Annotated in this window: 24 protein-coding genes; 11 read left to right on the forward strand and 13 right to left on the reverse strand. The window is 56.8% G+C overall.

Annotation, left to right across the window (positions count from 1 at the left end; translation table 11 throughout):
• Positions 1–210: 210 nt before the first annotated feature.
• The 3 genes from ACQE3D_RS05855 to ACQE3D_RS05865 all read left to right on the forward strand — a co-directional run bounded on the left by ACQE3D_RS05855 (position 211) and on the right by ACQE3D_RS05865 (position 1,830).
• The gene (locus tag ACQE3D_RS05855; RefSeq protein ID WP_064030983.1) at positions 211–414 is read left to right on the forward strand and encodes a cold-shock protein; all 204 of its coding nucleotides are present in this window, start codon (positions 211–213) and stop codon (positions 412–414) included.
• A gap of 131 nt (positions 415–545) precedes the next feature.
• On the forward strand, positions 546–1,472 hold the full coding sequence (locus tag ACQE3D_RS05860; protein ID WP_313728741.1) for a hypothetical protein: 927 nt from the start codon (positions 546–548) through the stop codon (positions 1,470–1,472).
• Between the two features lie 103 nt (positions 1,473–1,575).
• On the forward strand, positions 1,576–1,830 hold the full coding sequence (locus tag ACQE3D_RS05865; RefSeq protein ID WP_071157281.1) for a hypothetical protein: 255 nt from the start codon (positions 1,576–1,578) through the stop codon (positions 1,828–1,830).
• Here the strand turns inward: ACQE3D_RS05865 and ACQE3D_RS05870 are convergent.
• The 11 genes from ACQE3D_RS05870 to ACQE3D_RS05920 all read right to left on the reverse strand — a co-directional run bounded on the left by ACQE3D_RS05870 (position 1,827) and on the right by ACQE3D_RS05920 (position 11,135).
• The gene (locus ACQE3D_RS05870; RefSeq protein WP_313728740.1) at positions 1,827–2,678 is read right to left on the reverse strand and encodes a radical SAM protein; all 852 of its coding nucleotides are present in this window, start codon (positions 2,676–2,678) and stop codon (positions 1,827–1,829) included. The genes ACQE3D_RS05865 and ACQE3D_RS05870 overlap by 4 nt on opposite strands.
• 40 nt (positions 2,679–2,718) lie before the next feature.
• Positions 2,719–3,537, reverse strand: a complete 819-nt coding sequence (locus ACQE3D_RS05875) for a formylmethanofuran dehydrogenase subunit C (RefSeq protein ID WP_281022553.1) — start codon at positions 3,535–3,537, stop codon at positions 2,719–2,721.
• Positions 3,534–4,430 carry a formylmethanofuran--tetrahydromethanopterin N-formyltransferase gene (gene fhcD / locus ACQE3D_RS05880; RefSeq protein ID WP_313728739.1) on the reverse strand — a complete coding sequence of 299 codons (897 nt, stop codon included), beginning with the start codon at positions 4,428–4,430 and terminating at the stop codon, positions 3,534–3,536. The genes ACQE3D_RS05875 and fhcD overlap by 4 nt, the downstream gene beginning before the upstream one ends.
• The gene (locus ACQE3D_RS05885; RefSeq protein ID WP_313728738.1) at positions 4,427–6,091 is read right to left on the reverse strand and encodes a formylmethanofuran dehydrogenase subunit A; all 1,665 of its coding nucleotides are present in this window, start codon (positions 6,089–6,091) and stop codon (positions 4,427–4,429) included. The genes fhcD and ACQE3D_RS05885 overlap by 4 nt, the downstream gene beginning before the upstream one ends.
• Before the next feature lie 9 nt (positions 6,092–6,100).
• A complete protein-coding gene (locus ACQE3D_RS05890; protein ID WP_313728737.1) occupies positions 6,101–7,360 on the reverse strand; it encodes a formylmethanofuran dehydrogenase subunit B in 1,260 nt (419 codons plus the stop codon).
• Between the two features lie 10 nt (positions 7,361–7,370).
• Positions 7,371–7,748 (reverse strand): 4a-hydroxytetrahydrobiopterin dehydratase, encoded by a 378-nt coding sequence (locus ACQE3D_RS05895; RefSeq protein WP_281022557.1) that lies wholly within the window; start codon positions 7,746–7,748, stop codon positions 7,371–7,373.
• Positions 7,749–7,890: 142 nt separating this feature from the next.
• Complete coding sequence (locus ACQE3D_RS05900) at positions 7,891–8,274, reverse strand: ClpXP protease specificity-enhancing factor (protein WP_064024737.1); 384 nt, start codon at positions 8,272–8,274, stop codon at positions 7,891–7,893.
• Positions 8,271–8,879 (reverse strand): glutathione S-transferase N-terminal domain-containing protein, encoded by a 609-nt coding sequence (locus ACQE3D_RS05905; RefSeq protein ID WP_313728736.1) that lies wholly within the window; start codon positions 8,877–8,879, stop codon positions 8,271–8,273. The genes ACQE3D_RS05900 and ACQE3D_RS05905 overlap by 4 nt, the downstream gene beginning before the upstream one ends.
• Positions 8,880–9,049: 170 nt before the next feature.
• Positions 9,050–9,691 carry a DUF47 domain-containing protein gene (locus ACQE3D_RS05910; protein ID WP_064024739.1) on the reverse strand — a complete coding sequence of 214 codons (642 nt, stop codon included), beginning with the start codon at positions 9,689–9,691 and terminating at the stop codon, positions 9,050–9,052.
• A 13-nt stretch (positions 9,692–9,704) separates the two neighbouring features.
• Positions 9,705–10,703: an inorganic phosphate transporter gene (locus tag ACQE3D_RS05915; RefSeq protein WP_231883529.1), complete on the reverse strand. Its 999-nt coding sequence runs from the start codon at positions 10,701–10,703 to the stop codon at positions 9,705–9,707.
• Between the two features lie 39 nt (positions 10,704–10,742).
• A complete protein-coding gene (locus ACQE3D_RS05920) occupies positions 10,743–11,135 on the reverse strand; it encodes a glycine zipper family protein (RefSeq protein WP_064024741.1) in 393 nt (130 codons plus the stop codon).
• A gap of 155 nt (positions 11,136–11,290) precedes the next feature.
• Here ACQE3D_RS05920 and rpmH point away from each other — a divergent pair, with 155 nt between their 5' ends.
• From rpmH to ACQE3D_RS05960, 8 genes are all read left to right on the forward strand, one after another.
• Positions 11,291–11,425 carry a 50S ribosomal protein L34 gene (rpmH, locus tag ACQE3D_RS05925; RefSeq protein ID WP_064024743.1) on the forward strand — a complete coding sequence of 45 codons (135 nt, stop codon included), beginning with the start codon at positions 11,291–11,293 and terminating at the stop codon, positions 11,423–11,425.
• On the forward strand, positions 11,426–11,794 hold the full coding sequence (rnpA, locus tag ACQE3D_RS05930) for a ribonuclease P protein component (RefSeq protein WP_082885317.1): 369 nt from the start codon (positions 11,426–11,428) through the stop codon (positions 11,792–11,794).
• Positions 11,776–11,997, forward strand: coding sequence for a membrane protein insertion efficiency factor YidD (gene yidD / locus ACQE3D_RS05935; protein ID WP_082885318.1), 222 nt, complete (start codon positions 11,776–11,778; stop codon positions 11,995–11,997). Before rnpA ends, yidD begins: the two co-directional genes overlap by 19 nt.
• A 5-nt stretch (positions 11,998–12,002) precedes the next feature.
• Positions 12,003–13,706 (forward strand): membrane protein insertase YidC, encoded by a 1,704-nt coding sequence (gene yidC / locus ACQE3D_RS05940; protein ID WP_313728734.1) that lies wholly within the window; start codon positions 12,003–12,005, stop codon positions 13,704–13,706.
• A 5-nt stretch (positions 13,707–13,711) separates the two neighbouring features.
• Positions 13,712–15,052, forward strand: coding sequence for a tRNA uridine-5-carboxymethylaminomethyl(34) synthesis GTPase MnmE (mnmE, locus tag ACQE3D_RS05945; RefSeq protein WP_313728733.1), 1,341 nt, complete (start codon positions 13,712–13,714; stop codon positions 15,050–15,052).
• Positions 15,053–15,171: 119 nt separating this feature from the next.
• Positions 15,172–17,148: a type I restriction-modification system subunit M gene (locus ACQE3D_RS05950; protein WP_313728732.1), complete on the forward strand. Its 1,977-nt coding sequence runs from the start codon at positions 15,172–15,174 to the stop codon at positions 17,146–17,148.
• Between the two features lie 49 nt (positions 17,149–17,197).
• On the forward strand, positions 17,198–17,425 hold the full coding sequence (locus ACQE3D_RS05955) for an addiction module protein (RefSeq protein ID WP_071157430.1): 228 nt from the start codon (positions 17,198–17,200) through the stop codon (positions 17,423–17,425).
• A gap of 19 nt (positions 17,426–17,444) precedes the next feature.
• Positions 17,445–17,990: an endonuclease domain-containing protein gene (locus ACQE3D_RS05960; RefSeq protein WP_083385857.1), complete on the forward strand. Its 546-nt coding sequence runs from the start codon at positions 17,445–17,447 to the stop codon at positions 17,988–17,990.
• A 299-nt stretch (positions 17,991–18,289) separates the two neighbouring features.
• Here ACQE3D_RS05960 and ACQE3D_RS05965 read toward each other — a convergent pair whose 3' ends face one another.
• Complete coding sequence (locus ACQE3D_RS05965) at positions 18,290–19,189, reverse strand: transposase (RefSeq protein ID WP_313728731.1); 900 nt, start codon at positions 19,187–19,189, stop codon at positions 18,290–18,292.
• Between the two features lie 99 nt (positions 19,190–19,288).
• Positions 19,289–20,848 (reverse strand): IS66 family transposase, encoded by a 1,560-nt coding sequence (gene tnpC, locus ACQE3D_RS05970; protein WP_427551424.1) that lies wholly within the window; start codon positions 20,846–20,848, stop codon positions 19,289–19,291.
• Between the last annotated feature and the right edge of the window lie 21 nt (positions 20,849–20,869).

Here is a 20,869-nt window from a genome sequence, read left to right on the forward strand (position 1 = left end):
CGATTTCAAGCGGCTATATATTAAAAATCGCTAATATTTTGAATGGCCGGCCGGTGATGGCGGTGTGGTCGTGCTCAGTGGTCATGCCGAATAAATCACAGTACAATGCCGAGACTCGATTCGCCGAAATGACGTGGCTCGACGGGTGAAATCCGTGAGCGCGGCGGTTTGTTCGGGTAAATTTTGGTTTTAATTCGTAGGAGTTTTTGTATGGCAACAGGCACTGTAAAGTGGTTCAACAACACCAAAGGGTTTGGGTTTATCGAGCCTTCCGAAGGTAAGGAAGATGTTTTCGTCCACCATTCGGTGATCTTGGGCGAAGGGTTTAAGACTCTGTCCCCTGGGCAATCGGTGGAATTTGAAATTGAATCCGGTCCCAAAGGCCTGACTGCCGCCAACGTTCAGCCGAAATAATTCAGTTTCGGAAGAATCGAAACAGGCTCTTGTTCGCAAGGGCCTTTTTTTTGTCAATCGTTAACAGTCTATTTCAAAATCTCGAGTTTTAACACAGTTATAATAAACCTTCACTTCTCCCGGAGGACCGCATGGCCCGCGAATTTTCTACGTTAAGGCAGTTGGATATCCCCGTTAAGGTGTTGTTTACCGGTTATTTGACAACGGTCGCGGTGGGTTATCTGGTCGCGCTGATCCAGATTCTGTTTACGCACGGTTTGGCCGACGGCAAGTTCGGCTTGTCGATAGACGACATCGTTTATAGTTACTACGGGAATCGGTCCGGCACGATGCTGGAGACGAAATTGAACGGCTCGATGAAGGACAATGCCTCGGAGAAAGAGCGGTTTGCCATCATCCAATGGGTGCGGGACGGTGCCGACAAGGATGATTTTGTCGATGACGGTATCGATAAAATCATCGAGAGCCGCTGTGTGATGTGCCACAACAAAGAGGCTTCGCTGCCGGACTTTAGCGACTTCAACGTCTTAAAGGAATTGGCCAAGGAAGACGAAGGCGCCACGTTCACCTCGCTGACCAGGGTGTCGCATATCCACTTGTTCGGCATTAGCTTTATCTTTATGTTGGTCGGACTAATCTTTAGCTTTTCCGAGACCAGTACGCTGAAATACAAGTCGATCGCGATCGGCATGCCCTATGTGTTTCTGCTGGTGGATATTTTGTCGTGGTGGTTGACTAAGCTCAATCCGATGTTTGCCTGGCTGGTGATATTTGCCGGTGCCGGCATGGCCATCTCTTTTGGGTTTATGTGGTTGGTTTCGGTGTTGGAAATGTGGGCGTACAACCAAGTGTTTGTTGATAGCCAAGGCGAGCCCAAGCCGCAATGGAGTAGGATTGTCGAAGCCAAATTCAAGCAACTGGGTGGCGACCGCGCGGTGGAACGCGCGATGAGCGGGTTGATTCGGTTGGTCGGTTACGCTTGGCGGCTGTTCAATCAGCACGGCTTGCCGGTTTTACTGGACGTTTACAAAAAACTGTTCGATAGGTTCCGTCGCTGACTTTGTGATCGTCATTGGATAAACCACCGGAAATTCAAGTTTCCGCCTAGGCGGCCGCTATGACTAGCGGTATGATGCAAACTTGATTTGCAGGAGGTACGCCATGATTAGCAATGTACTGAATAGTGCCACCAACCTGATCAGCAACGCTCAGCAGAAAGCGGCCACGGCCGCTCAAACCATCGCTACGTTGCCTGTCCAAAAAGACGAAGTCGGCGGCTCGCAAGATATCGCGCCGACCGAATTGTTTAAACCTATCGTCAGTTTGAAGGAAGCCGAGCTGGAGAATTCCGCAGGCGTCAAATTACTGAAGACCCACGAAAAAATGGTCGGGGCTCTTCTCGACGTCAAAGCCTAAAGGCTGACGCCGACATCGTAGCCCAGCGCTTCGATGTCGGCGGCAAAACTCGTCATTTCACTTAAATCGGCGCCTCTCAACTCACCTGCCTCCGGTTGCAACGACGGTCGAGCCAGACTGTACAACAGTATCTTCGCGATTTTAATGTTTCTGGATTTCAGTTCCGCCAGCAAGGCCAAATACGCGGCTTTTTCGGCCTCGGACCAAGCCTGTCGATAATGCAAAATACAGGTTTGCAATTTGGTTGGGCATAAATCGCTGGCGATTTGCAGATGTTCGATCAGCTTGGCTTGACTCAATTTGGCGTGGTTCAGCAAGTTTCGGCCAGCGCTAGTGGCACTGTCCAGCTTGAACCAAAGTTCGCCGCCGCAATTCGCCAATTCGGCTAGTCCGGCTTGGACAGGTTTTTGATGTACCAGGCTGCCGTTGCTGATCAATACCAAGTTGCCGGCCGGCAATATGCCGGTTTCCACGCCGATCGCTCCTATCAGGCGGATGGCTCGGTCGAAGGATTTTAGACTGGTCGGCTCGCCGTTACCGGAGATCGCAATGTCCTTGACGACGCGCTGTTCGGCGGCGACATCGTAAGCATCGAAAAAGTCGCCATGTAACACCCACTCCAAAAAGCCCTGCAATTCCCGTTCGAGTACCTCGAAATCCAGGGTGGGCGCGGCACCGCGAGTAAGATTGGGGACTTGGCAATACACGCAACGCCAGTTGCAAGCGTTATTTGGGTTGAAGTTGATGCCTATCGATAGCCCGCCCGCCCGCCGCGACATCACCGGATACACGTATTTTAGCCCGGCACTGTCGCGGTCGTGGTTGGCGGTGGTTAGCGGTCTAACCATATCTCCGGCAAGGAACGAAATCGGCTAGGAGTCTGCGATTTTATAGCTTGACCAACACTTCGCCGCGTCCGGTTTCCGCCATGTCGCCGCCGAAGCGTCTGACCCGGTTGAAAGCGACGCCGTTGTCGGCAAAGCGGGAGTTCAGGGTTTTGAACGACGCGAACAACATGGGCAGAAATGCCAGGGTATGCGAGCCGCAATCATTGAAGGTGGCCGGCAATTGCGGTTGATTCCACAGCAACAAGGTGCCTCGGCGCATTGCATAGCCGGCGTAACGGCCGACCTTGCCCATCACCGCGATCGTGCCGGCCACCATGCGGGAGCCGCAATAGTCGCCGGCATCGCCTTCGACTAGAATCTGGCCGCGGCGCAAATGGTCGCCGCAGCGCTGGCCGACACTGCCTTTGACCAAAACCGTGCCGCCCTTCATGCCTTGCTTGTTGCCGGGTAATGCGCCGCCAACGAAATCGCCAGCATTGCCTTCGATTTGGATCAGGCCGTTTTTCATTTCGCAAGCCGCGTAAATGCCGACATCGCCGATCACCGAAATCGTGCCGCCCTTCATTTGCATTCCCAAATAAGCGCCCGCGTCGCCTTGCACGCTGATGCTGCCGTTGGCGAGTTCCTTGCCGATGAAATCCAGTTTATCGGTACTGCCGACGATGCTGATGTCGTCGGGATTGCTGCCGTTAATGTGAAACAATTGATCGACCCGCAGTTTGCGTTTGCCGGACTGCAATTCGATCGCGGCGATCTGGTCCAGGCTCAAACCGGCCAATTTTTGGCAGACCAGCGGTGACATATCGACGCGTTGCACCGGCAGTGGCGTCTCTATCAGAGTGAAGGTCAACGTGGTCATGCCATGATCTCCTGTAGATGGAAGTGGAACGGGCCGAGTTTGCCGCCGTAGTTGCCGGCGCTGATGCGCTTAATACCGTTGGCCGCGCCCAGTTCGCAGACCGCTTGAATGCCGACTCGCATCGCCTTGTCGATGTCTTCTTTGGACAAACCGTCGATGACGATTTCCATCACCGACTCGATTTCCGCCGACAGGTCGGTCTTGGTCACGCCCTTCAAGGTCGGGCAGAAGGCATCGTTGGTCGACGCACTCAAGGCTTTGTATTTGGAGCCGACCTTGGAGCCGGAACGCACCACGCCGCCGGGGAAGGGCATGATCACGTTGGGGATTTTTTTCATCGCGTCGATCGCCGCTTCGCAAGCCGCCAGGGCTTGCGGTTGCGATTCGGCTAACACCAGAAAATTGCCGCCGCCGACCGCATCGACCATGCCGGTAGTGGCTTCGGTCAGAAACTCGCCGTCCATCACTGGCACCCGCCAGTAGCGCTTGCCGGCGATTTTTTTGGCAATCTGGAAGCCGTCGCCGAAGAAGCGCAGGTTTTTACCCAGCGGAATCGGCTTGCCGCCTGCGATGCCGGCGAACAAGGCTGATGTCGGCGAGGTCAACACGCACTGGCCGGCACGGGTTTCCAATTGCTTGGCTAGGCCCTTACCGCCCATCGCGTAAATCATGATGGATACGCCGGGGCGCCCGTCCGGGGTTTCGTCCGGGCTCAACACGCGCTCTATGCCTGCCTCGCAGCCGCAGGCAATTACCGAGGTGGCAAAGCCGGTCATGGCTTGCGCGGAAATCATCGCCCACTTCTCGTTCTGGGCCGTAATAATCGCCCGCGTCGCCTTCATCGGGAAGGCTTCGGCGAAGGTTTTGTCGATGGTTACGCCATTAATGATCATGCTGCACCTCTCAACGGATGCGCCGTCAAACTTCCGCGTCCGTCTTCGCTTATTTCGTCGTCGCTGATTTTAAAGTTGCCCAGTTTCATGGTCAGGTATTTATCGAAATACGGTTTCAACTCGTTTTCTATCGACAGATCGTATTCCGGTTTGACGATGTGGGTGGTGCCCCAGGTGACTTTTACGACTTGGCCGTCTTTGACCACCAATTCGCCGTCCTTGAACACGTAATCCGGCTTGGTGAACATCGCTTGGCGGTCGGCGTTTTCGGTGTAGACGGTGATGTCGGCGAAGTTGCCGGGGCTCAATGCGCCGCGGTCTTTCAAGCCGATAATGCGGGCCGCGCCGGCGCGGGTCATGATGGCGATTTCGCTCAAGCTGTATTCGCGTTCGATCGAAGCCAACGTGGTCATTTTCTGCGCTTCCGGATGGATAGTCGCCAGCATGTCGTTGCGGAAACTGCGGTCCATCAGCAAGCGGATCAAATGCGGGTAGCTGGTGAACGGTGCGCCGTTGGGGTGGTCGGTGGTCAGGAATATCCGCCACGGGTCTTCGACCAGCAGGAAGATTTCCAAACCAATCGCCCATTGCAAGGCGTTGACGAAATTTTGGTCCTTGTATTTGAACGGCACCACGCCGCAGCCGGCATCGCATTCGATGTCCATGCACACCCATTTGTTGGGGCTGGCGAAGCGGTGATTGGCGTGTTGGCGCATGTTGTCGCCGGAGGCGGTGACGGTTTGGCCGAATAGAATCTGACCGACGTCGGCGCTGATGTTTTTGTTTTGGTTGATCGCTTCGGCGATTTGCGCGGCGCCGGACGAAAATTTGAAATCGCCTTCGGTGCCGTAGCTGTGGAACTGAATGTGGGTCAAGTGCATCGGCAAGCCTTCGATGCCTTGAATCGTGTTCAAAGTGGTTTCCAGGTTACCGGGTACACCTAGGTTGCAACCGTGGACATGCAGTGGATGCGTGATGCCCAGTTCCTTGACCGCACGGGCCAGGGTTTGCAGGATTTGCCGTGGCGTGACGTCGTAGTGGCTGTTTTTCTCGTCCAAATCCAGTTTGCGCTGGTTGAATTTGAAGGCGTTGATGCCGCCGGCGTTGACGACTTTGATGCCTATGCCTTTGGCCGCATTCAAGGTCCAGGCCACGTAATCGTTGACGGCTTTTTGGTCTTTTTTTGCGGTCAGCATGCGCAGTAAGAAGTCGTCGCTGCCCAGCATCACGTAGCCGCCTTTATCGACGATCGGCGTGTCGCCCATCTCCATGTGCGCCTGGCGGGCGTTGATTGGCAGCACGGCCGGTTCGAAACAGGCGGTGTAGCCCATTTCGGCGTAACGGTAGCCGGCCACATAGGTGCTGGGCATCGCATGACCGTTGCCGGAGCGGGTGACCGGGGTACGATGTACCGGGTCCAAGCGGTGGTCTTCCGGCAACAGGGTGCGGGCAATGTTGCCCTTGCCGCCGCCGATGTGCGTGTGCATGTCGATCGCGCCGGACATCACCACCTTGCCGCGCAAGTCGTATTCTTGATCGACCGGCCGGCCGTCTGTTGGCGCATCGACGATGCGGCCGTCTTGAATAAAGAGGTCTTGTTGCTGGCCGGCTATGCCGCTGGCCGGGTCGTAAACGGTGCCGCCTGTGAGTTTTATCAGCATGTCGGTATCCTAAAGGGCTTGTTCAATGGCGTGCAGCACCTCGGCGGTGCTGGGCAGGCCGGAGTCTCTCAGTTTTTTCAGACGAATCGCCACCACGTTGTCCAGTCGGTAAGCGTGGCCGGCATGGTCGATGCCGGGCGTGCCGACCGGGATAAACACGTCGGGTTCTTGTTCGAACACCATGCCGGAGCGGCCGACCACGATGGTGGGCAACGCGGTTTTAGGTGGCACGGCCTTAACATTGAAGGCATTGACCCACAGCAAGCTGTCGGCTTCGCCGTTATTCAGCATGGCCTGGCTGTCGTATAGAAACGGATCGTATTCCGGATAGCCGCGGGCGAAATTGACCCGTGCCGGGTAGCCGGTAGTCCAGCCGCACACCTGGTTGGCGGTCTGGTCGCCTTCGCGGCCGCCGAGCGGAAAGCCGGAGCAGCGGGTGCCTTGCAGGTTGATATCCTTGACGATGTTGCAGAGGGCTTGCACGGTCAATTCGGCGTGGTCGTAGGCCAGCGCGGCGGCACCCCATAAGATTACGCCGTATTGGGCGGCTTTCAGCTGGTCGGCAATCGTTTGCAGATCGGCGACGGCAATGCCGGCAACCGATTGAACCACTACGGGTTGCTTTTTGACCAGCGCGGCCAATACCGCAACGACATCCGGTAGATCGGCGTCGGCGCAAGTTAGCACTTGGGCCTTCTTGCCGGTCGGCGAGGTCGAGGCTTCGCCGGATGGCGCCTTGCCCAGGAAAATGATTTCGCGGCTGGCGGTGTCGGCCAAATGCATGGACTCGGCGTTCCACAGATAGCGCTCGAAGAAACGCGGCGCGAAGCCTTCCAAATCGGTGCCGACGATCAGCAATACATCGCAGCGGTTTTTCAGTTCAGCCAAGGTGGTGTTCATCCAGCCTGAATCCTGCAAGGCTAGCAAATTGCGGCGGGCATTATTGAAGGCGGAACTATCGACCACTGCGCCGGATTTATCGGCCAGCGCCAACAGAGCGCGCATACCGTTGACGTCGGTGGCGCAGCCGGCGATGACCGGTTGTTGGGTGCCGCGCAGCAGCGCCGCTGCCTTGGCAACCGCTGTATCTAGATCAACAGCCTGGCCGCCGACACGCGGCGCCGTGTCGGTGATCGGCTGCTCGAAGCCCGGCGTGTTGACCGCGCAACCGTTGGCGGCTACTTTCAAGCTAACGCCGTCCACCCGGATCGCCAGGTCGTCGGTGCCGATACCGCAGAACGGGCTGGGTACCTCGGTGATTTCAGTCATCGTGCTGTCCTCAGTCTTTTTTAATGTATTTGAAACGCGGGTCGTCCGGCGTACCTTCGAAAATACCGCCGGATTCGGCGGCGGCATCCCATTGCACGACGTCCTCGATTTTTTTCGCCAGCGCGAAATCCTTGTCGGTAACGCCCTTGGCGGCGTGAGTGACCAGTTTGACGATCACGAACGCATAGGAAACTGTCAGGTCCGGGTGGTGCCAGGCTTTTTCCGCCAAATGGCCGACAGCGTTGACGACCATCAATGTCGCTTTCCAGCCGGAGGTCTTGTACTTGCGGCGTATCCAGCCGTTTTCGTAATACCAATGCGGCAGTTCGCGTTGCAAACGCTCGACGATTTCGGCGTCGCTAAAAACTTTGGGCGTGTCGTGCGTCATCACAGCTCCCCGTCGAAACTAGCCCGGCATTCTATCGCACCGTGTTAATCGTGTCTTTAGCCGAATCGCCCGAATTCCGAGGGGCCGCGGCACTATCGGACGTGGCTGGAACGCGGGGCGGCGAGCGCGGCTTGGCCGGAGGCTATTTCACAACCCGCAATTGCGGACGCTGCGGCGGTGTCGGTTCAGGGGCGCTGGGCGGCGTTTCGTCGTCTTGATCTTCCGGGTCGAAGACCATACCCTTGCCGTTTTCCTTCGCGTAAATCGCCAGCACCGCCTTGGTGGGTACCACAATGTGCATGGCCTTGCCGGAAAAGCGGGCGTTGAACTGGACTTCCTCGTTACCCAGGGTCAAGCCTTGTATGGCTTCGGGGCGAATATTCAGGACGATGCGGCCGTCCTCGACGAAGTCGGTGGGTAACACGACGCCGGGGTGTTCGGCGTTGACCAATAGATGGGGTGTCAGACTATTATCCAAAATCCATTCGTAAATGGAGCGGATCAGGTAGGGTTTTAGTGGCGTCATTTGGTTTGGCTTTGCATGAGTTCTTTTTCGTCGTGGCTGAGGCTGTCCTGAAAGGCCTTGCGCGCGAATAGCCGGTTGGCGTAAGCGGTGATACCCTTGCCTAGCGAGCTGATGTCGATGCCGACGCTGCCCAGGCGCCATAAAAAAGGCGCCATCGCGCAATCGATCAGCGAATAGTCTTCGCCCATGAAATAAGTGGTGGCATCGAAAACCGGCGCGGCCGCCAGCAGACTTTCCCTAAGAACTTTCTTGGCTTTGGCGGCGCGTTTGTCGCCTTGCAGTTGCGCTTCCTCGAGCATTTGATACCAATCCTGATCGATGCGTTTGATCAGCATTCGGGCGTTGGCGCGGGAGACGGGGTCCATTTGATGCAAGGCCGGGTGTGGAAAACGCTCGTCCAGATATTCCATGATGATGCGGGCGTCGTACAGCACCAGATCGCGCTCCACGAAGGTGGGGGCATTACCGTTCGGATTGAGTTCCAGCAGGTCTTCGGGCGGGTCGGTCGGATCGAAATATTCGATGTCGGCGGGAACGCCTTTTTCGTGAACAACGAGGCGGGCGCAATGGCTCATGATGCAATTCTGCGAGCTAAAAAGAGTCATTGCGGATTTTCGGCTGCTAATGTTTGCCACGAAGTGAACCTCATTAATTGAACACGATTCTAACCGCCGGAATTGTAGCATGGTTGCCTGGCGAATTGTGGCGGCCCCAGGGCGCCGGGCGGGCGTCGAGGCCAGGAAATTTCCGGCTTCGGCGCCGGCGGAAGCGGGCGTTAGCCCAGCTTGACGATGATGTCTTCGAGGATGTTGGCGGTCGCGTGGACCCGGTCGGCGGCGTTGGACAGGTGGCGGTATAGTTCGCGGCGCTTGAACATGTCCAGATAGTCCTGGCCCTGAAACAATTCGGCAATGGCTTTGCGGTACATCTTTTCGACCCGGCGTTCGGAATGACGCGCGGCGAACGCGTGCGTTTCGGCGTCGCGCGGGCGCTTGCCCAATACCGCGAAGCCTTGCTCGAGGGCTTTGATGCCGATCTGCAATTCCGCGACCATCGCCTTCGAATAATCGTCGGGATTCAATTGCAGAGCCTCCATCTCGTTATAGGTGCTCTTGCAATAGGTCACGATGTTGTCGAGCGCGGCGATGGCCCGGTAAATGTCTTCGCGGTCTATCGGGGTGGCAAACGAACTGTTCAATTCGTGCAAATTACGCATTCGGATTCGGTCGGCATCGTGCTCGTCCTTTTTCAACATTTCGTCGGCTTGCGGGTTTTCCTCGTTCATGTAGCGGACCAAATTGTCTACGGTGATGCACACTTGTTGGCATTGCTGGTGCAGTAACAGGTAGAAGTCGGCGGTTTTCGGAAAAATGCGCTGAAACAGCCGCGCGGCTAAACGGTTTTGCGAGTCGGACATGTCGGTAAGAGGGTTAGATTTGGGCGAGTCGGCCGATCAACGCGGCCAGTAGCGCCGAGCCGGGAATCGTGATCAACCAGGCCAGCACGATTTCGCCGGCCTTGCCCCAGCGTACCTGTCTAGGCCGGTCCGAGGCGCCGATGCCGGTAATGGCTGACGCGACGACGTGAGTGGTCGAAACCGGCGCTCCTAGCATAGAGCAAGCCGCAATCACCGAGCAGGCGGTCAGTTGCGAATTCAAGGCGTGTATCGGCCGAATCTTGTAAATCGCAAAACCCAGGGTACGAACGATGCGCCAGCCGCCGGTTAGGGCGCCGGCCGTCATCGCGGTCGCGCAAGCGGCCATTACCCACACCGGCACCTGAAAGGTCGCGATTTGTCCGCTGAGCAGCAGCAACAGAGTCAGTATGCCCATGCTTTTTTGCGCATCGTTGGCGCCGTGGCAGAACGCCAAGCCGGCGGCGGTCAGCCATTGGGCTTGGCACAGGCGGCGGTTGATGGACGGATGGGCGGCGCGCAGCAGGAACATCGTAGCGCGCTGCAGCGCGAATCCGACCGCGAAACCCAGGAACGGCGACAGAAACAGTGCCAGCAATACCTTGGCGAAGCCTTGGATGCGGCCGTGGAGGAGGGCTGCGATTCCCCAGTCCATCGGGATCGGCTCGGAGGAGGCCAGGGCCGCGCCGATCAAGCCGCCTACCAGCGCATGCGAGGATGACGACGGTAGTCCGCGCCACCAGGTGAAAAAATTCCACGCCACCGCCGCGGCCAATCCGGACAGAACGGCGGTCAGGCCGACCGGGCGCGGCGGCACGGACAAATCCAGCAAAGAACCGACGGTATCGGCGACGGCGGTGCCGCCCAGCAACGGGCCGAGAAATTCGAAGATAGCGACCAATAACATGGCCTGAAGCGGTGTCATCGCTCTGGAAGCGATGACACCGGAAAGGATGTTGGAGGCGTCGTGGAAGCCGTTGGTGTAATCGAACGCCAGAACGACGCCGATGGCCACGGCGACAACGGGTAAGTAAGCCTCCAAGTAGCGAGTGGTTTAGTTGAGGACGTTATGGCCGCGCTGTCTCAGGCAGCTGCGGTAAGCGTTTTTGTAACGGTCGTCGGACTGAACGCCTTGCATCGCGCCGCCGCCGATGCCGCCCGCCGCCGCGCCGATCGCCGCGCCGGCGCCGGGGTTGCCGGTGACCGCGCCGATCGCCGCGCCGCCGGCCGCGCCGAGTAAACCGCCCACGGCGACTCCGGTTGCGGTATCCTTTACCGCCGGGGATGATTGCGAAGCCAGTTGCTGGCACTCCTGCATGTCCTGGTTGAGCCGCGCGGCGTTGGGGTCGTTATAAGTATCCACGGTCGGCGTCCAGCCGGTCGCGGTGGCGCAAGCCGTCAATACAAACGCGGAAGCCGCGATTGCGGCGAACGATAAGTTTTTCATGATTTGGACTCCCTGAGTCGCTGATGGTGACAGACCAAAAAGAGCGTAGCCGATTTTGGATGGTTTGGGAATCCGACACGGCAAATTGACAGTGGTTCGTTTCATCACGTATGATTCGCAGCCTTTTTTATCCGTTTTATCCCGAGGCAATAACTATGAAAAGAACTTACCAACCCAGCAAAATCAAACGCGTCAGAACTCACGGTTTCCGCGCCAGAATGGCTACCGTCGGCGGCCGCAAAGTGTTGAATGCGCGCAGAGCAAAAGGCCGCGCATCGCTGACGGTTTAATTGTCGGCCCAAGAACACGGTTTTCCCGCTCGGTATCGGTTAGGGACGCCCGCCGAGTATAAAAATGTATTTAGCAATCCCGTAAAGTCGACCGATAAATACTTTACGGTATTGGCGACTTTCAACGGCCTGGCGCATGCGCGCTTGGGCTTGGCGATCGCAAAAAAAACAATAAAAACAGCAGTCGCGCGGAACCGCATCAAAAGGGCTGTCAGGGAAAGCTTTAGATTGCAGCGTCAACATATCGTCAGCATAGATATCGTTGTTTTGGCTCGGGGGGATGCAGCAAATGCAACCTCGCCGGTATTGAGGAAGTCCTTGGAAAGGCATTGGCTTAAATTGGTAAATCGATGCGATTCCTGCTCATAACCCTGATCAAGGTTTACAAGTACTTCATAAGCCCGTTACTGGGGCCCAGATGCCGTTTTTATCCCACCTGTTCAAGTTATGGCTTGGAGGCGATCCAGCGTCACGGCGCCGCCAAAGGCTCATATCTCACGCTTAGACGATTATTGAAATGCCACCCGTTCCATCCGGGTGGCATCGATCCTGTCCCAGAAAAATTTGAGTAATAACAATGGATAACATTAGATTTGTACTTGTCATGGCGATGTTGATGATCTCCTACATGCTGTGGGAGGCGTGGCAGATCGATTATGGCCCCAAGCCGCGGGCGATCGTTTCCGACAAGCCCATTGTTGCCGGCGACGCCGGGCTGAGCAACGTTCAGCAATCCCCGGATGCGGCGCAAACGCAGGCCGGCCAGCCGACCGCTCAAGCCGTCGCGGCGGACCGGGTCGTCAAAGTCAAAACCGATGTGTACGAGTTGGAAATCGACGTCGAGGGCGGTACGCTACGGAATCTGGATTTGCTGAATTACCCGCATGAGAAAACCAATACCGTCGTCCAAAAAGCGTGGGCTTTGATCGGCTTGCCGGCGCCCGAGAAAAATCTGGCCCCGATACGTCTGTTCGACAGCAATCCCGAAAACCTGTTCCTGGCCCAAACCGGTCTGGTCGCCAACCAGAACTCTTCCAGCGCGCCCGATCACCATGCGGTATTCAGCGCCGAGCGCACCGACTATACCTTGGCCGACGGCCAGGACCAATTGACCGTGCCGCTGACCTGGACCAACGAGCAAGGCCTGCGCGTCGTTAAAACCTTTACCTTCAGCCGCGGCAGTTACGCGGTCGACGTCGAACAAAAAATCGTCAACCAGTCCGCGACCGCGTGGTCCGGACGCCAATACGAGCAATTGTTGCGCGTAGAGCATAGCGATAAAAGCAACAACAATTTTATTCGTACCTACTCGGGCGGAGTGATTTATACCGACAAGGAGAAGTTCAAGAAGGTCAAGTACGAAGAAATGACCGAAGACAACCTGGCCGTGGCGGCGACCGGCGGTTGGAGCGGATTCATTCAGCATTACTTCGCGGCGGCCTGGATTCCGGCGGCGGATCAGGAAAACCATTACTACACCAAGGCGCTGAACGACGCGCGCTATGTGATCGGCTCCTACTCGCCGGATGTGAACGTTCAACCCAATAGCGAAGGCTCGTTCAAGACCAAGTTGTTCGTCGGTCCCAAGATCCAACCGGTCATGGAAGCCTTGGCGCCCGGCCTGGAGCTGACCGTCGATTACAGCTGGCTGACCGTCATCGCCAAGCCGATTTATTGGCTGCTCAACGAAATCCACGGCTACATTGGCAACTGGGGCCTGGCGATCATGGGCGTGACCCTGTTCATCAAACTGCTGTTCTTCAAGCTGTCGAAAGCCAGCTATCAATCGATGGCGAAAATGCGCAAGATTCAGCCGCGCCTGAAGGATTTGCAAGAGCGTTACGCCGACGACAGACAGCGCTTCAACACCGAAATGATGGCGATGTATAAGAAGGAGAAAGTCAATCCGCTCGGCGGTTGCTTGCCGATCATGGTACAGATTCCGGTGTTCATTTCGCTGTACTGGGTGCTGATCGAGACCGTCGAATTGCGTCAGGCCGACTTCGCGCTGTGGATACAAGACCTGTCCGCGCAAGACCCGTTTTACCTGCTGCCCATCGTCTACGGCATCACCATGAAGATTCAGCAAAGTCTGAATCCGGCGCCGATCGATCCGTTGCAAGCGCAGGTGATGAAAATGTTCCCTATCGTGTTCACCGTGTTCTTCCTGTTCTTCCCGTCCGGCTTGGTGCTTTACTGGATTTGCAACAACAGTTTGTCGATCCTGCAACAGTGGTACATCACCAAGCACGTGCTTGAAGAAGACGCGCACGCCCATTGAGTCCGATGCGGGACGGCGACACGATAGCCGCCATCGCCACGCCGCCCGGTAACGGCGGCGTCGGCGTCATCCGCATCTCGGGTCCGGCGGCCGGCTCGGTCGCTACCGGTCTGACCCGCAAATCCCTACCAGCTCCCCGTTACGCCCGTTACGCGCATTTCATCGCCGCCGACGGCACGGTCGTCGACAGCGGCTTGCTGCTGTATTTTCCAGGGCCAAAATCCTTTACCGGCGAAGACGTCGTCGAACTGCATGGCCACGGCGGCAGCGTGGTCTTGGACATGCTGTTGCGCCGCGTCCTGGCGCTGGGCGCCCGCTTGGCCGAGGCCGGCGAATTCAGCCGGCGCGCCTTTCTGAACAACAAAATCGATCTGGCTCAGGCCGAAGCCATCGCCGATTTAATCAGCAGCGGTACCGAGCAAGCCGCCAGAGCCGCCCAGCAATCGATGCAGGGCGAGTTTTCCCGCCAAGTCAACGAATTGATCGACGAACTGATCGAACTACGCGTGTACATCGAAGCCGCGATAGACTTCGTCGACGAAGAAATCGACTTCCTCGGCGACGGCGTGGTCGCCCAACGCATCGCCCGATTACAGGACAAACTGGCCGCGATTGCGCGTAGCGCCCGACAAGGCCGCTTGTTGCACGACGGCATGACCGTGGTGCTGGCCGGCAAACCCAATGCCGGCAAGTCCAGCTTGTTGAACGCACTGGCCGGCCATGAGGCCGCCATCGTCACCGAGATCGCCGGCACGACCCGCGACGTACTGCGCGAGCGCATCCAGATCGACGGCATGCCGCTGCACGTCATCGATACCGCCGGTCTGCGCGACAGCGACAATCCGGTCGAGCAGGAAGGCATTCGCCGCGCCCGCGCCGAAATCGCCAAGGCCGACCGGGTATTATTGTTGATCGACAGTACCGATCCCGACGCCGAGCCGGCGCTTAGCGAGCTGCCGGCCCACGCCAACGTGACCAGGCTTTACAACAAACTAGACTTGCTCGGCGGCGAGCCTAGCCTGGTCGAGACCGCCGCCGGTTGCGAAATCCGCTTGTCGATCAAGACCGGCGCCGGGTTGGACTTGCTGAAGACGCATTTAAAACACAGCATGGGCTTCGTCGAAGGCGGCGACGGCGCCTTCGCCGCCCGCACCCGCCATCTACGGGCCTTGCAACTTGCCGAGCAAGCCGTCGCCAACGCCGTCGCGCAGCTCCAGGCCGCCGCCCACGAGTTGGTCGCCGAGGAACTCCGGCAAGCCCAAGCCAGCCTGTCCGCCATTACCGGCGAATTCACGTCCGACGACCTGTTGGGCGAAATCTTTTCGAGTTTCTGTATCGGAAAATAATGGTGCTCCGCGTCAGTCGGGGAGGCGGCGTTAAAATCGCCGCCTTGGGCCTTTGAATGATTATGGTCAGCGACTCGGTCGGAAACCGCTTTCGGAAATATCAATAAGGACAAGACCCGATGAACCACTCATCCCTTTCCGCCTTGCTCTGGTCGGTTGCCGATCTGCTGCGCGGCGACTATAAGCAATCCGATTACGGTAAGGTCATTTTGCCGTTTACGGTGCTACGCCGGTTGGACTGCGTGTTGGAAGCCACCAAAGACGCGGTATTGACCGAATACGCGGATAAGCGCCAAGCCGGCATCAATCCGGAACCTTTCCTGCTGCGCAAGGCCGGCCAGAGTTTCTACAACACCTCGCCGCTGGACATGAAAACGCTGATGGGCGATCAGGATCACATTAAGGAAAACCTGATTTCCTATATCCATGGCTTTTCGGTGGAGGTCAGGGACATTTTCGAGCGCTTCGACTTTTATACCCAAGTGGACCGCCTCGCCAAATCCGGGCTGCTGTATCTGGTCACGGAACGCTTCGCCCATGTGGATTTGCATCCGGAGCAAGTCAGCAATAGCCAAATGGGTTTGGTGTTCGAGGAACTGATCCGCAAATTTGCCGAGATTTCCAACGAAACCGCCGGCGAGCATTTCACTCCGCGCGAAGTCATCAAGCTGATGGTTAGCCTGCTGTTCATCGAGGACGACGACGTGCTGGCCAAGCCCGGCGTGGTGCGCACCATTTACGACCCCACGGCCGGCACCGGCGGCATGCTATCGGTCGCCGGCGAATATCTGGAAGAGCATAACCCGCAAGCCCGTTTGACCATGTTCGGCCAGGAGCTCAATCCGGAATCCTATGCCATCTGCAAAGCCGATATGCTGATCAAGGGCCAGGATGTCGCCAATATCGTGTTCGGCAATACCTTTTCCGACGACGGCCATCTCCTCAAGAAATTCGACTACATGCTGTCCAATCCGCCGTTTGGAGTGGAATGGAAAAAGGTCGAAAAAGACATCCGCAACGAACACGAGAAACAAGGCTACAACGGCCGCTTTGGACCCGGTTTGCCGCGCGTATCGGACGGCTCGTTGTTATTCCTGCTGCATCTGATCAGCAAGATGCGCCAGGCGAAAGACGGCGGCAGCCGTTTCGGCATCGTTCTCAACGGCTCGCCCCTGTTCACCGGCGGTGCCGGTTCCGGCGAAAGCGAAATCCGTCGCTATGTGCTGGAAAACGATTTGGTCGAAGCCATCATTGGCCTGCCGACCGATATGTTTTACAACACCGGCATAAGCACCTATGTCTGGATACTATCCAACCGCAAACCGGAACACCGCAAAGGCAAGCTGCAACTGATCGATGCCAGCGGTTTCTGGCAAAAGATGCGCAAAAGTCTCGGCTCCAAGCGTAAGGAATTGTCTGACGAGCATATCGCCGAAATCACCCGTTTATTCGGGCACTTCATCGAGGCCAGTGATGGCAAGAAGCCGATTTCCCTTATCTTCAAGAACAGCGATTTTGGCTATCGCACCATCACCGTCGAGCGGCCGTTACGCATGAGGTTTGAAATCAATGAAAGGTATCTGAAGGCACTTTTAAATAGCCGTTCGTCAATGGCGGTTAATGCAGCCTATGACATGAGAAGTTTTGAAAGGATCGCTGCAACTTTATTTACGACCTGCAATAACGCTTGGTCAGATCAGCAATCCTTCTCTACGGATTTGAAAGCTACGGCTAAATCGCTAGACATTAAATTAACAGCCGCAGATATTAATTTTTTTGTTAAGGGTTGTGGAATCAAAGACCCCAATGCGCCAATTTCATACGATGTGAAGGGAAAGCCTATAGTGGATTCCGAGCTGCGCGACACCGAAAACGTGCCGCTCAATGAAGACGTGGAAAGCTACTTCCAGCGCGAAGTGCTGCCGCATGCGCCGGATGCGTGGATAGACCACGATAAAACCAAGGTCGGCTACGAGATCCCCTTCAACCGGCATTTCTATGTGTTCGAGCCGCCGCGCGACTTGGCCGCGATTGATGCGGACCTCAAACAATGCACCGATAGAATATTAAAGATGATTGCCGGCTTGAGCGCGTAACGTTAACCTAGCACACGTAGCCTGAATAACTTGTTAGCAGAGGTTTTTTATGAATATCGACCAACTGGCCAGTGAAGTGTTAAAACTTAACTCGCACGATAGAGCCATACTGGCCCAAACCATTTGGGAGAGTCTTGATCCCCCTTATCTGGCAGAGGAGTTGTCAGATGATGAAGCTATCACCTTGGCAAAAAACCGCGATAGCGAAATGGAGAGTGGCGCGGTAACGCCGTTGTCGCATACTCAGCTGATGAGCAAGTTACGAAATACGCATTGAATGCCCGTTTAGGAATGAAATGAACCTTGAATATGCCCGCGAGCTACGCAAAAACGCCACCGATTGCGAACGCCTGTTGTGGCTGCACTTGCGGGCAGGGCGATTGCATGGATTCAAATTTAAAAGGCAGCAACCACTTGGCAATTACATTGTCGATTTCGTTTGCTTTCAAACCCGCTTGATCGTGGAAGCCGACGGAGGGCAACATAAAGAGCAGATCGAATATGACACACACCGGGATAATTGGCTAAGGAGCCAAGGTTTTAACGTATTGCGATTTTGGAATAATGACATTTTGACTAATACCGAAGGGGTGTTGGCTGTCATTCTGGATGCTTGTAGTCAATATGTGGACACACCCTCTCCCCAACCCCTCTCCCGTGAAGGGAGAGGGGCTAAGGGCGCTGGTTATATTCAAGATCAAGGCCCGAATTCTGCGTTTACCGATCTGACATCGATAAAAAATAGCGTCGAGTGCAACCAATGCCCCATTAATGCGGAACAGCCTAACTCCCCTCTCCCCTTGCGGGAGAGGGGGTGGGGGAGAGGGGACGACGGCTTATGAGTTTTCCGCGTTACGAAAGCTACAAGGATAGCGGCGTCGAATGGTTGGGTGAGGTGCCGGCGCATTGGGAGGTGAAGCGTCTAAAACATAACCTTCGTTTGCTGACAGAAAAGACAGACCGCCGTGAAAACCCCGTCGCGCTAGGAGCCTGTCGGACTTAACTTACCAGCACATCTGTTGTCATCCAGCTCAGCGAAGACGGCGGTCGAAGGAAGGATTTGCCACTGGTTAGGCGAGCGTTTTGGCGTTGGATTCCGATAACGCCAATCGAGCCTTTTGCTGGCCAATCGTTTCGACCATTAGACGACCCTCGCCAAGATATGCATCCGTTTCAAGTTGAAGGCCATGGCCACCAGTTTCCACTCACCGGTGACCGCATCCAGACCGCGTAAGGAGAATTGGCGAAAGCCGAGTACCTGTTTGATGATCCCGAACACGGGTTCCACCGTGCATTTGCGCTTGGCATAACGGGCTTTGCCTTCGCGGGTTTTCAAGTACCAAGCCATCTTTTCCAGCGGATCGTCGCCAGTCGGTTCCGGCGCATCCGGGGCTAAACGTTCCGCCAACGGCCGATGATGACTGTCACGGCCCATGGCGATTAAAGGTTCGATCCGGTTTCGTTCGCAAGCCTGGACGTTGGCGGCACTGAAGTAGCCGGTGTCCGCCAGTAGGGCTTCGGCTTGGCCCAAGGCGTCGGGCAGTTTTTTCAGTTCGGCCAGCATCGGCTCAACTTGTTGTTTGTCGTTGGTCTGCTGCGTGACCGTGGTGGCCACGATCAGCATCGTATCGACATCGACGGCGGCCTGACTGTTGTAGCCTTGCACAAAGCCTTCGTGACTCGGCAGGATGCGCGATTCCTCGTCGGTCAGGTTGATTTGATCGTCGGGCTTGGGGCCGGCTACCGGCGCCTTGGGTTCCGGGCCTCGCGGCTTTTGGCCAGCTTGCCGCTGGGCTTCCCGGCGGGACACCTTGTCCTCGTATGCCTGTTCGGCTTGCGCGTCGCGCGGTTTGGCCCGCTCGGCGATCTTGGCTTTCGCTTCACGCAAGGCTTTCAGCCGGTCTTCCCGCCGCGCCAATTCGTCCGGCAGATCAAGGCCGTCCCGGTCGTCCACCGCGTCGGTTTCGTCGGCCTTTTGCAGTAAGGCCTGAACTTCGTCTCGTAGCTGTGCTTCGAGCTTTTCGATATGGCTGTGGGACAAGGCCTTGTGCTTGGAGGCATTCGCTTTGAGCTTGGGTAAGCGATCTTTGAAGGACGCACTAGAACTGAAACGGACAATGACTTAACCGTTGGCGTGCGATTAGTCCGTTAGGGCGTCGAGATTCCAAGGCAACAGCGCTTCGAACTCTTCGACAGTTTTTGCGGTGGGAAGCTTTCGGAACAGATCGACCAGATAGGTGTAAGGGTCGACGCTATTGGCCTTGCAGGTTTCGATCAACGAGTAAAGATTAGCGCTGGCACGGGCGCCGGCCACCGTATCGCAAAACAACCAATTGCGGCGGCCCACCACGAAGGGGCGTATGGCGTTTTCGCAGAGGTTGTTGTCGATGGGCCAAGCGCCGTTGTCGACGAAGCGGATCAGTTTGGACCACTGCGATGACAAGTAATGCAAAGCCTTGCCCAGCAAACTACCGGGGATTACCGCATGCAGATGTTGTAGCAGCAGGGCTTCGATTTTGACCAAAACCGGTCGGCTTTGCTCCTGGCGCCGCTGCCCACGCTGTTCGACGCTCAGGTCTTTCGTCTGAGTTTCAATCGCGTACAGTTCACCCATCGCCGCGATAAACTGCGTCGCCAGTTGCTCCGGGCCGCGCGCGGCTTTAGGAATGGCGGCTTCGGCCTCGACAAAATAACGCCGCGCATGCGCCCAACAGCCGAGGTGAATCGCACCCCGGCTGGCGGCAATGGCGTTATACACCTCATAGCCGTCGCTCATCAGTACCGCGCCGGGTTTGATGCCTTCATACAACGGCTGCGCATGCGTTCCGCCGCGCCCCGGCGTGTAGCTGAACAGCCGAATCGGCGGTCCGGAGCCGGTCATTTGTGCCCACAGATAGCTTTTGCTTTGCGCGGCTCGGCCGGATTCTTTGAGCACTTGAACCACGGTTTCGTCGCCCAGGATCAGATCGGCATCGAGCAGATGGTCGCGCAGCAAGTTGATGATGGGTTGCACTGCGTCGCCAACCCGCACCATGCTGGCCGCCAGCGTGTTGCGCGACAGATCGCCGCCGAAACGGCTCAACAGCGCGGCTTGCCGATACAGCGGCAGGCTATCCTGGTATTTGGCGGTGACGACCCAGGCTAATGCCGTTTCGGTGAGTAAGCCTTTGGGGATGATGCGAACCGGTGCCGGCGTCACGCGAATGCTTTCATCGCAGCACGGGCAGGCATATTTGACGCGGTGATGTTGAATGACTCGCACCTGTTGCGGCACGATGTCGAGCTGCTCGCTGATTTCAGCGCCGATTTCCACCAGACGAGTACCGTCATGCGCACAGATGCGTTCGGCTTCCGCTAATTCATGGCGCACGATCTCACGCGGCAGATGCGGATCGAGCGGTTTGCGACCGCGTTTCTGGCGGCGGTGACCGGCCACCTCGACCGCTTCGGGCGTGGCTTCCTCGGCGATTGGAGCACCGTTCGGCGCCAACACTTCGGCTTCGTTCAGGAACAGGTCGCGCTGGGCCGGATTGGCCCGCGCCTCGGATTTTGCGGCATACAGCCTATGCAGAAAGGCATCCACACGTTCTTTCAATAAATCCCGCTCGACCGTCACCAACCGCAGTTGACTCGCCAGCCGTTGCTGCTCGGCCAGCAAGGCTTGGTAGTCTTCGGTGGACAGCGTGATGGTGGGCGTCATGCCGTTATTTTACCGGCTTTA

The organism is Methylomonas sp. MS20, from assembly GCF_050275925.1.
GTDB lineage: Bacteria > Pseudomonadota > Gammaproteobacteria > Methylococcales > Methylomonadaceae > Methylomonas > Methylomonas koyamae_A.

Bases quoted from the DNA above. Each gene is read 5' to 3' on its own strand.
- ACQE3D_RS05855 (WP_064030983.1), top strand. From the start codon at position 211: ATGGCAACAGGCACTGTAAAGTGGTTCAACAACACCAAAGGGTTTGGG.
- ACQE3D_RS05860 (WP_313728741.1), top strand. From the start codon at position 546: ATGGCCCGCGAATTTTCTACGTTAAGGCAGTTGGATATCCCCGTTAAG.
- ACQE3D_RS05865 (WP_071157281.1), top strand. From the start codon at position 1,576: ATGATTAGCAATGTACTGAATAGTGCCACCAACCTGATCAGCAACGCT.
- ACQE3D_RS05870 (WP_313728740.1), bottom strand. From the start codon at position 2,678: ATGGTTAGACCGCTAACCACCGCCAACCACGACCGCGACAGTGCCGGG.
- ACQE3D_RS05875 (WP_281022553.1), bottom strand. From the start codon at position 3,537: ATGACCACGTTGACCTTCACTCTGATAGAGACGCCACTGCCGGTGCAA.
- fhcD (WP_313728739.1), bottom strand. From the start codon at position 4,430: ATGATCATTAATGGCGTAACCATCGACAAAACCTTCGCCGAAGCCTTC.
- ACQE3D_RS05885 (WP_313728738.1), bottom strand. From the start codon at position 6,091: ATGCTGATAAAACTCACAGGCGGCACCGTTTACGACCCGGCCAGCGGC.
- ACQE3D_RS05890 (WP_313728737.1), bottom strand. From the start codon at position 7,360: ATGACTGAAATCACCGAGGTACCCAGCCCGTTCTGCGGTATCGGCACC.
- ACQE3D_RS05895 (WP_281022557.1), bottom strand. From the start codon at position 7,748: ATGACGCACGACACGCCCAAAGTTTTTAGCGACGCCGAAATCGTCGAG.
- ACQE3D_RS05900 (WP_064024737.1), bottom strand. From the start codon at position 8,274: ATGACGCCACTAAAACCCTACCTGATCCGCTCCATTTACGAATGGATT.
- ACQE3D_RS05905 (WP_313728736.1), bottom strand. From the start codon at position 8,879: ATGACTCTTTTTAGCTCGCAGAATTGCATCATGAGCCATTGCGCCCGC.
- ACQE3D_RS05910 (WP_064024739.1), bottom strand. From the start codon at position 9,691: ATGTCCGACTCGCAAAACCGTTTAGCCGCGCGGCTGTTTCAGCGCATT.
- ACQE3D_RS05920 (WP_064024741.1), bottom strand. From the start codon at position 11,135: ATGAAAAACTTATCGTTCGCCGCAATCGCGGCTTCCGCGTTTGTATTG.
- rpmH (WP_064024743.1), top strand. From the start codon at position 11,291: ATGAAAAGAACTTACCAACCCAGCAAAATCAAACGCGTCAGAACTCAC.
- yidD (WP_082885318.1), top strand. From the start codon at position 11,776: ATGCGATTCCTGCTCATAACCCTGATCAAGGTTTACAAGTACTTCATA.
- yidC (WP_313728734.1), top strand. From the start codon at position 12,003: ATGGATAACATTAGATTTGTACTTGTCATGGCGATGTTGATGATCTCC.
- mnmE (WP_313728733.1), top strand. From the start codon at position 13,712: ATGCGGGACGGCGACACGATAGCCGCCATCGCCACGCCGCCCGGTAAC.
- ACQE3D_RS05950 (WP_313728732.1), top strand. From the start codon at position 15,172: ATGAACCACTCATCCCTTTCCGCCTTGCTCTGGTCGGTTGCCGATCTG.
- ACQE3D_RS05955 (WP_071157430.1), top strand. From the start codon at position 17,198: ATGAATATCGACCAACTGGCCAGTGAAGTGTTAAAACTTAACTCGCAC.
- ACQE3D_RS05960 (WP_083385857.1), top strand. From the start codon at position 17,445: ATGAACCTTGAATATGCCCGCGAGCTACGCAAAAACGCCACCGATTGC.
- tnpC (WP_427551424.1), bottom strand. From the start codon at position 20,848: ATGACGCCCACCATCACGCTGTCCACCGAAGACTACCAAGCCTTGCTG.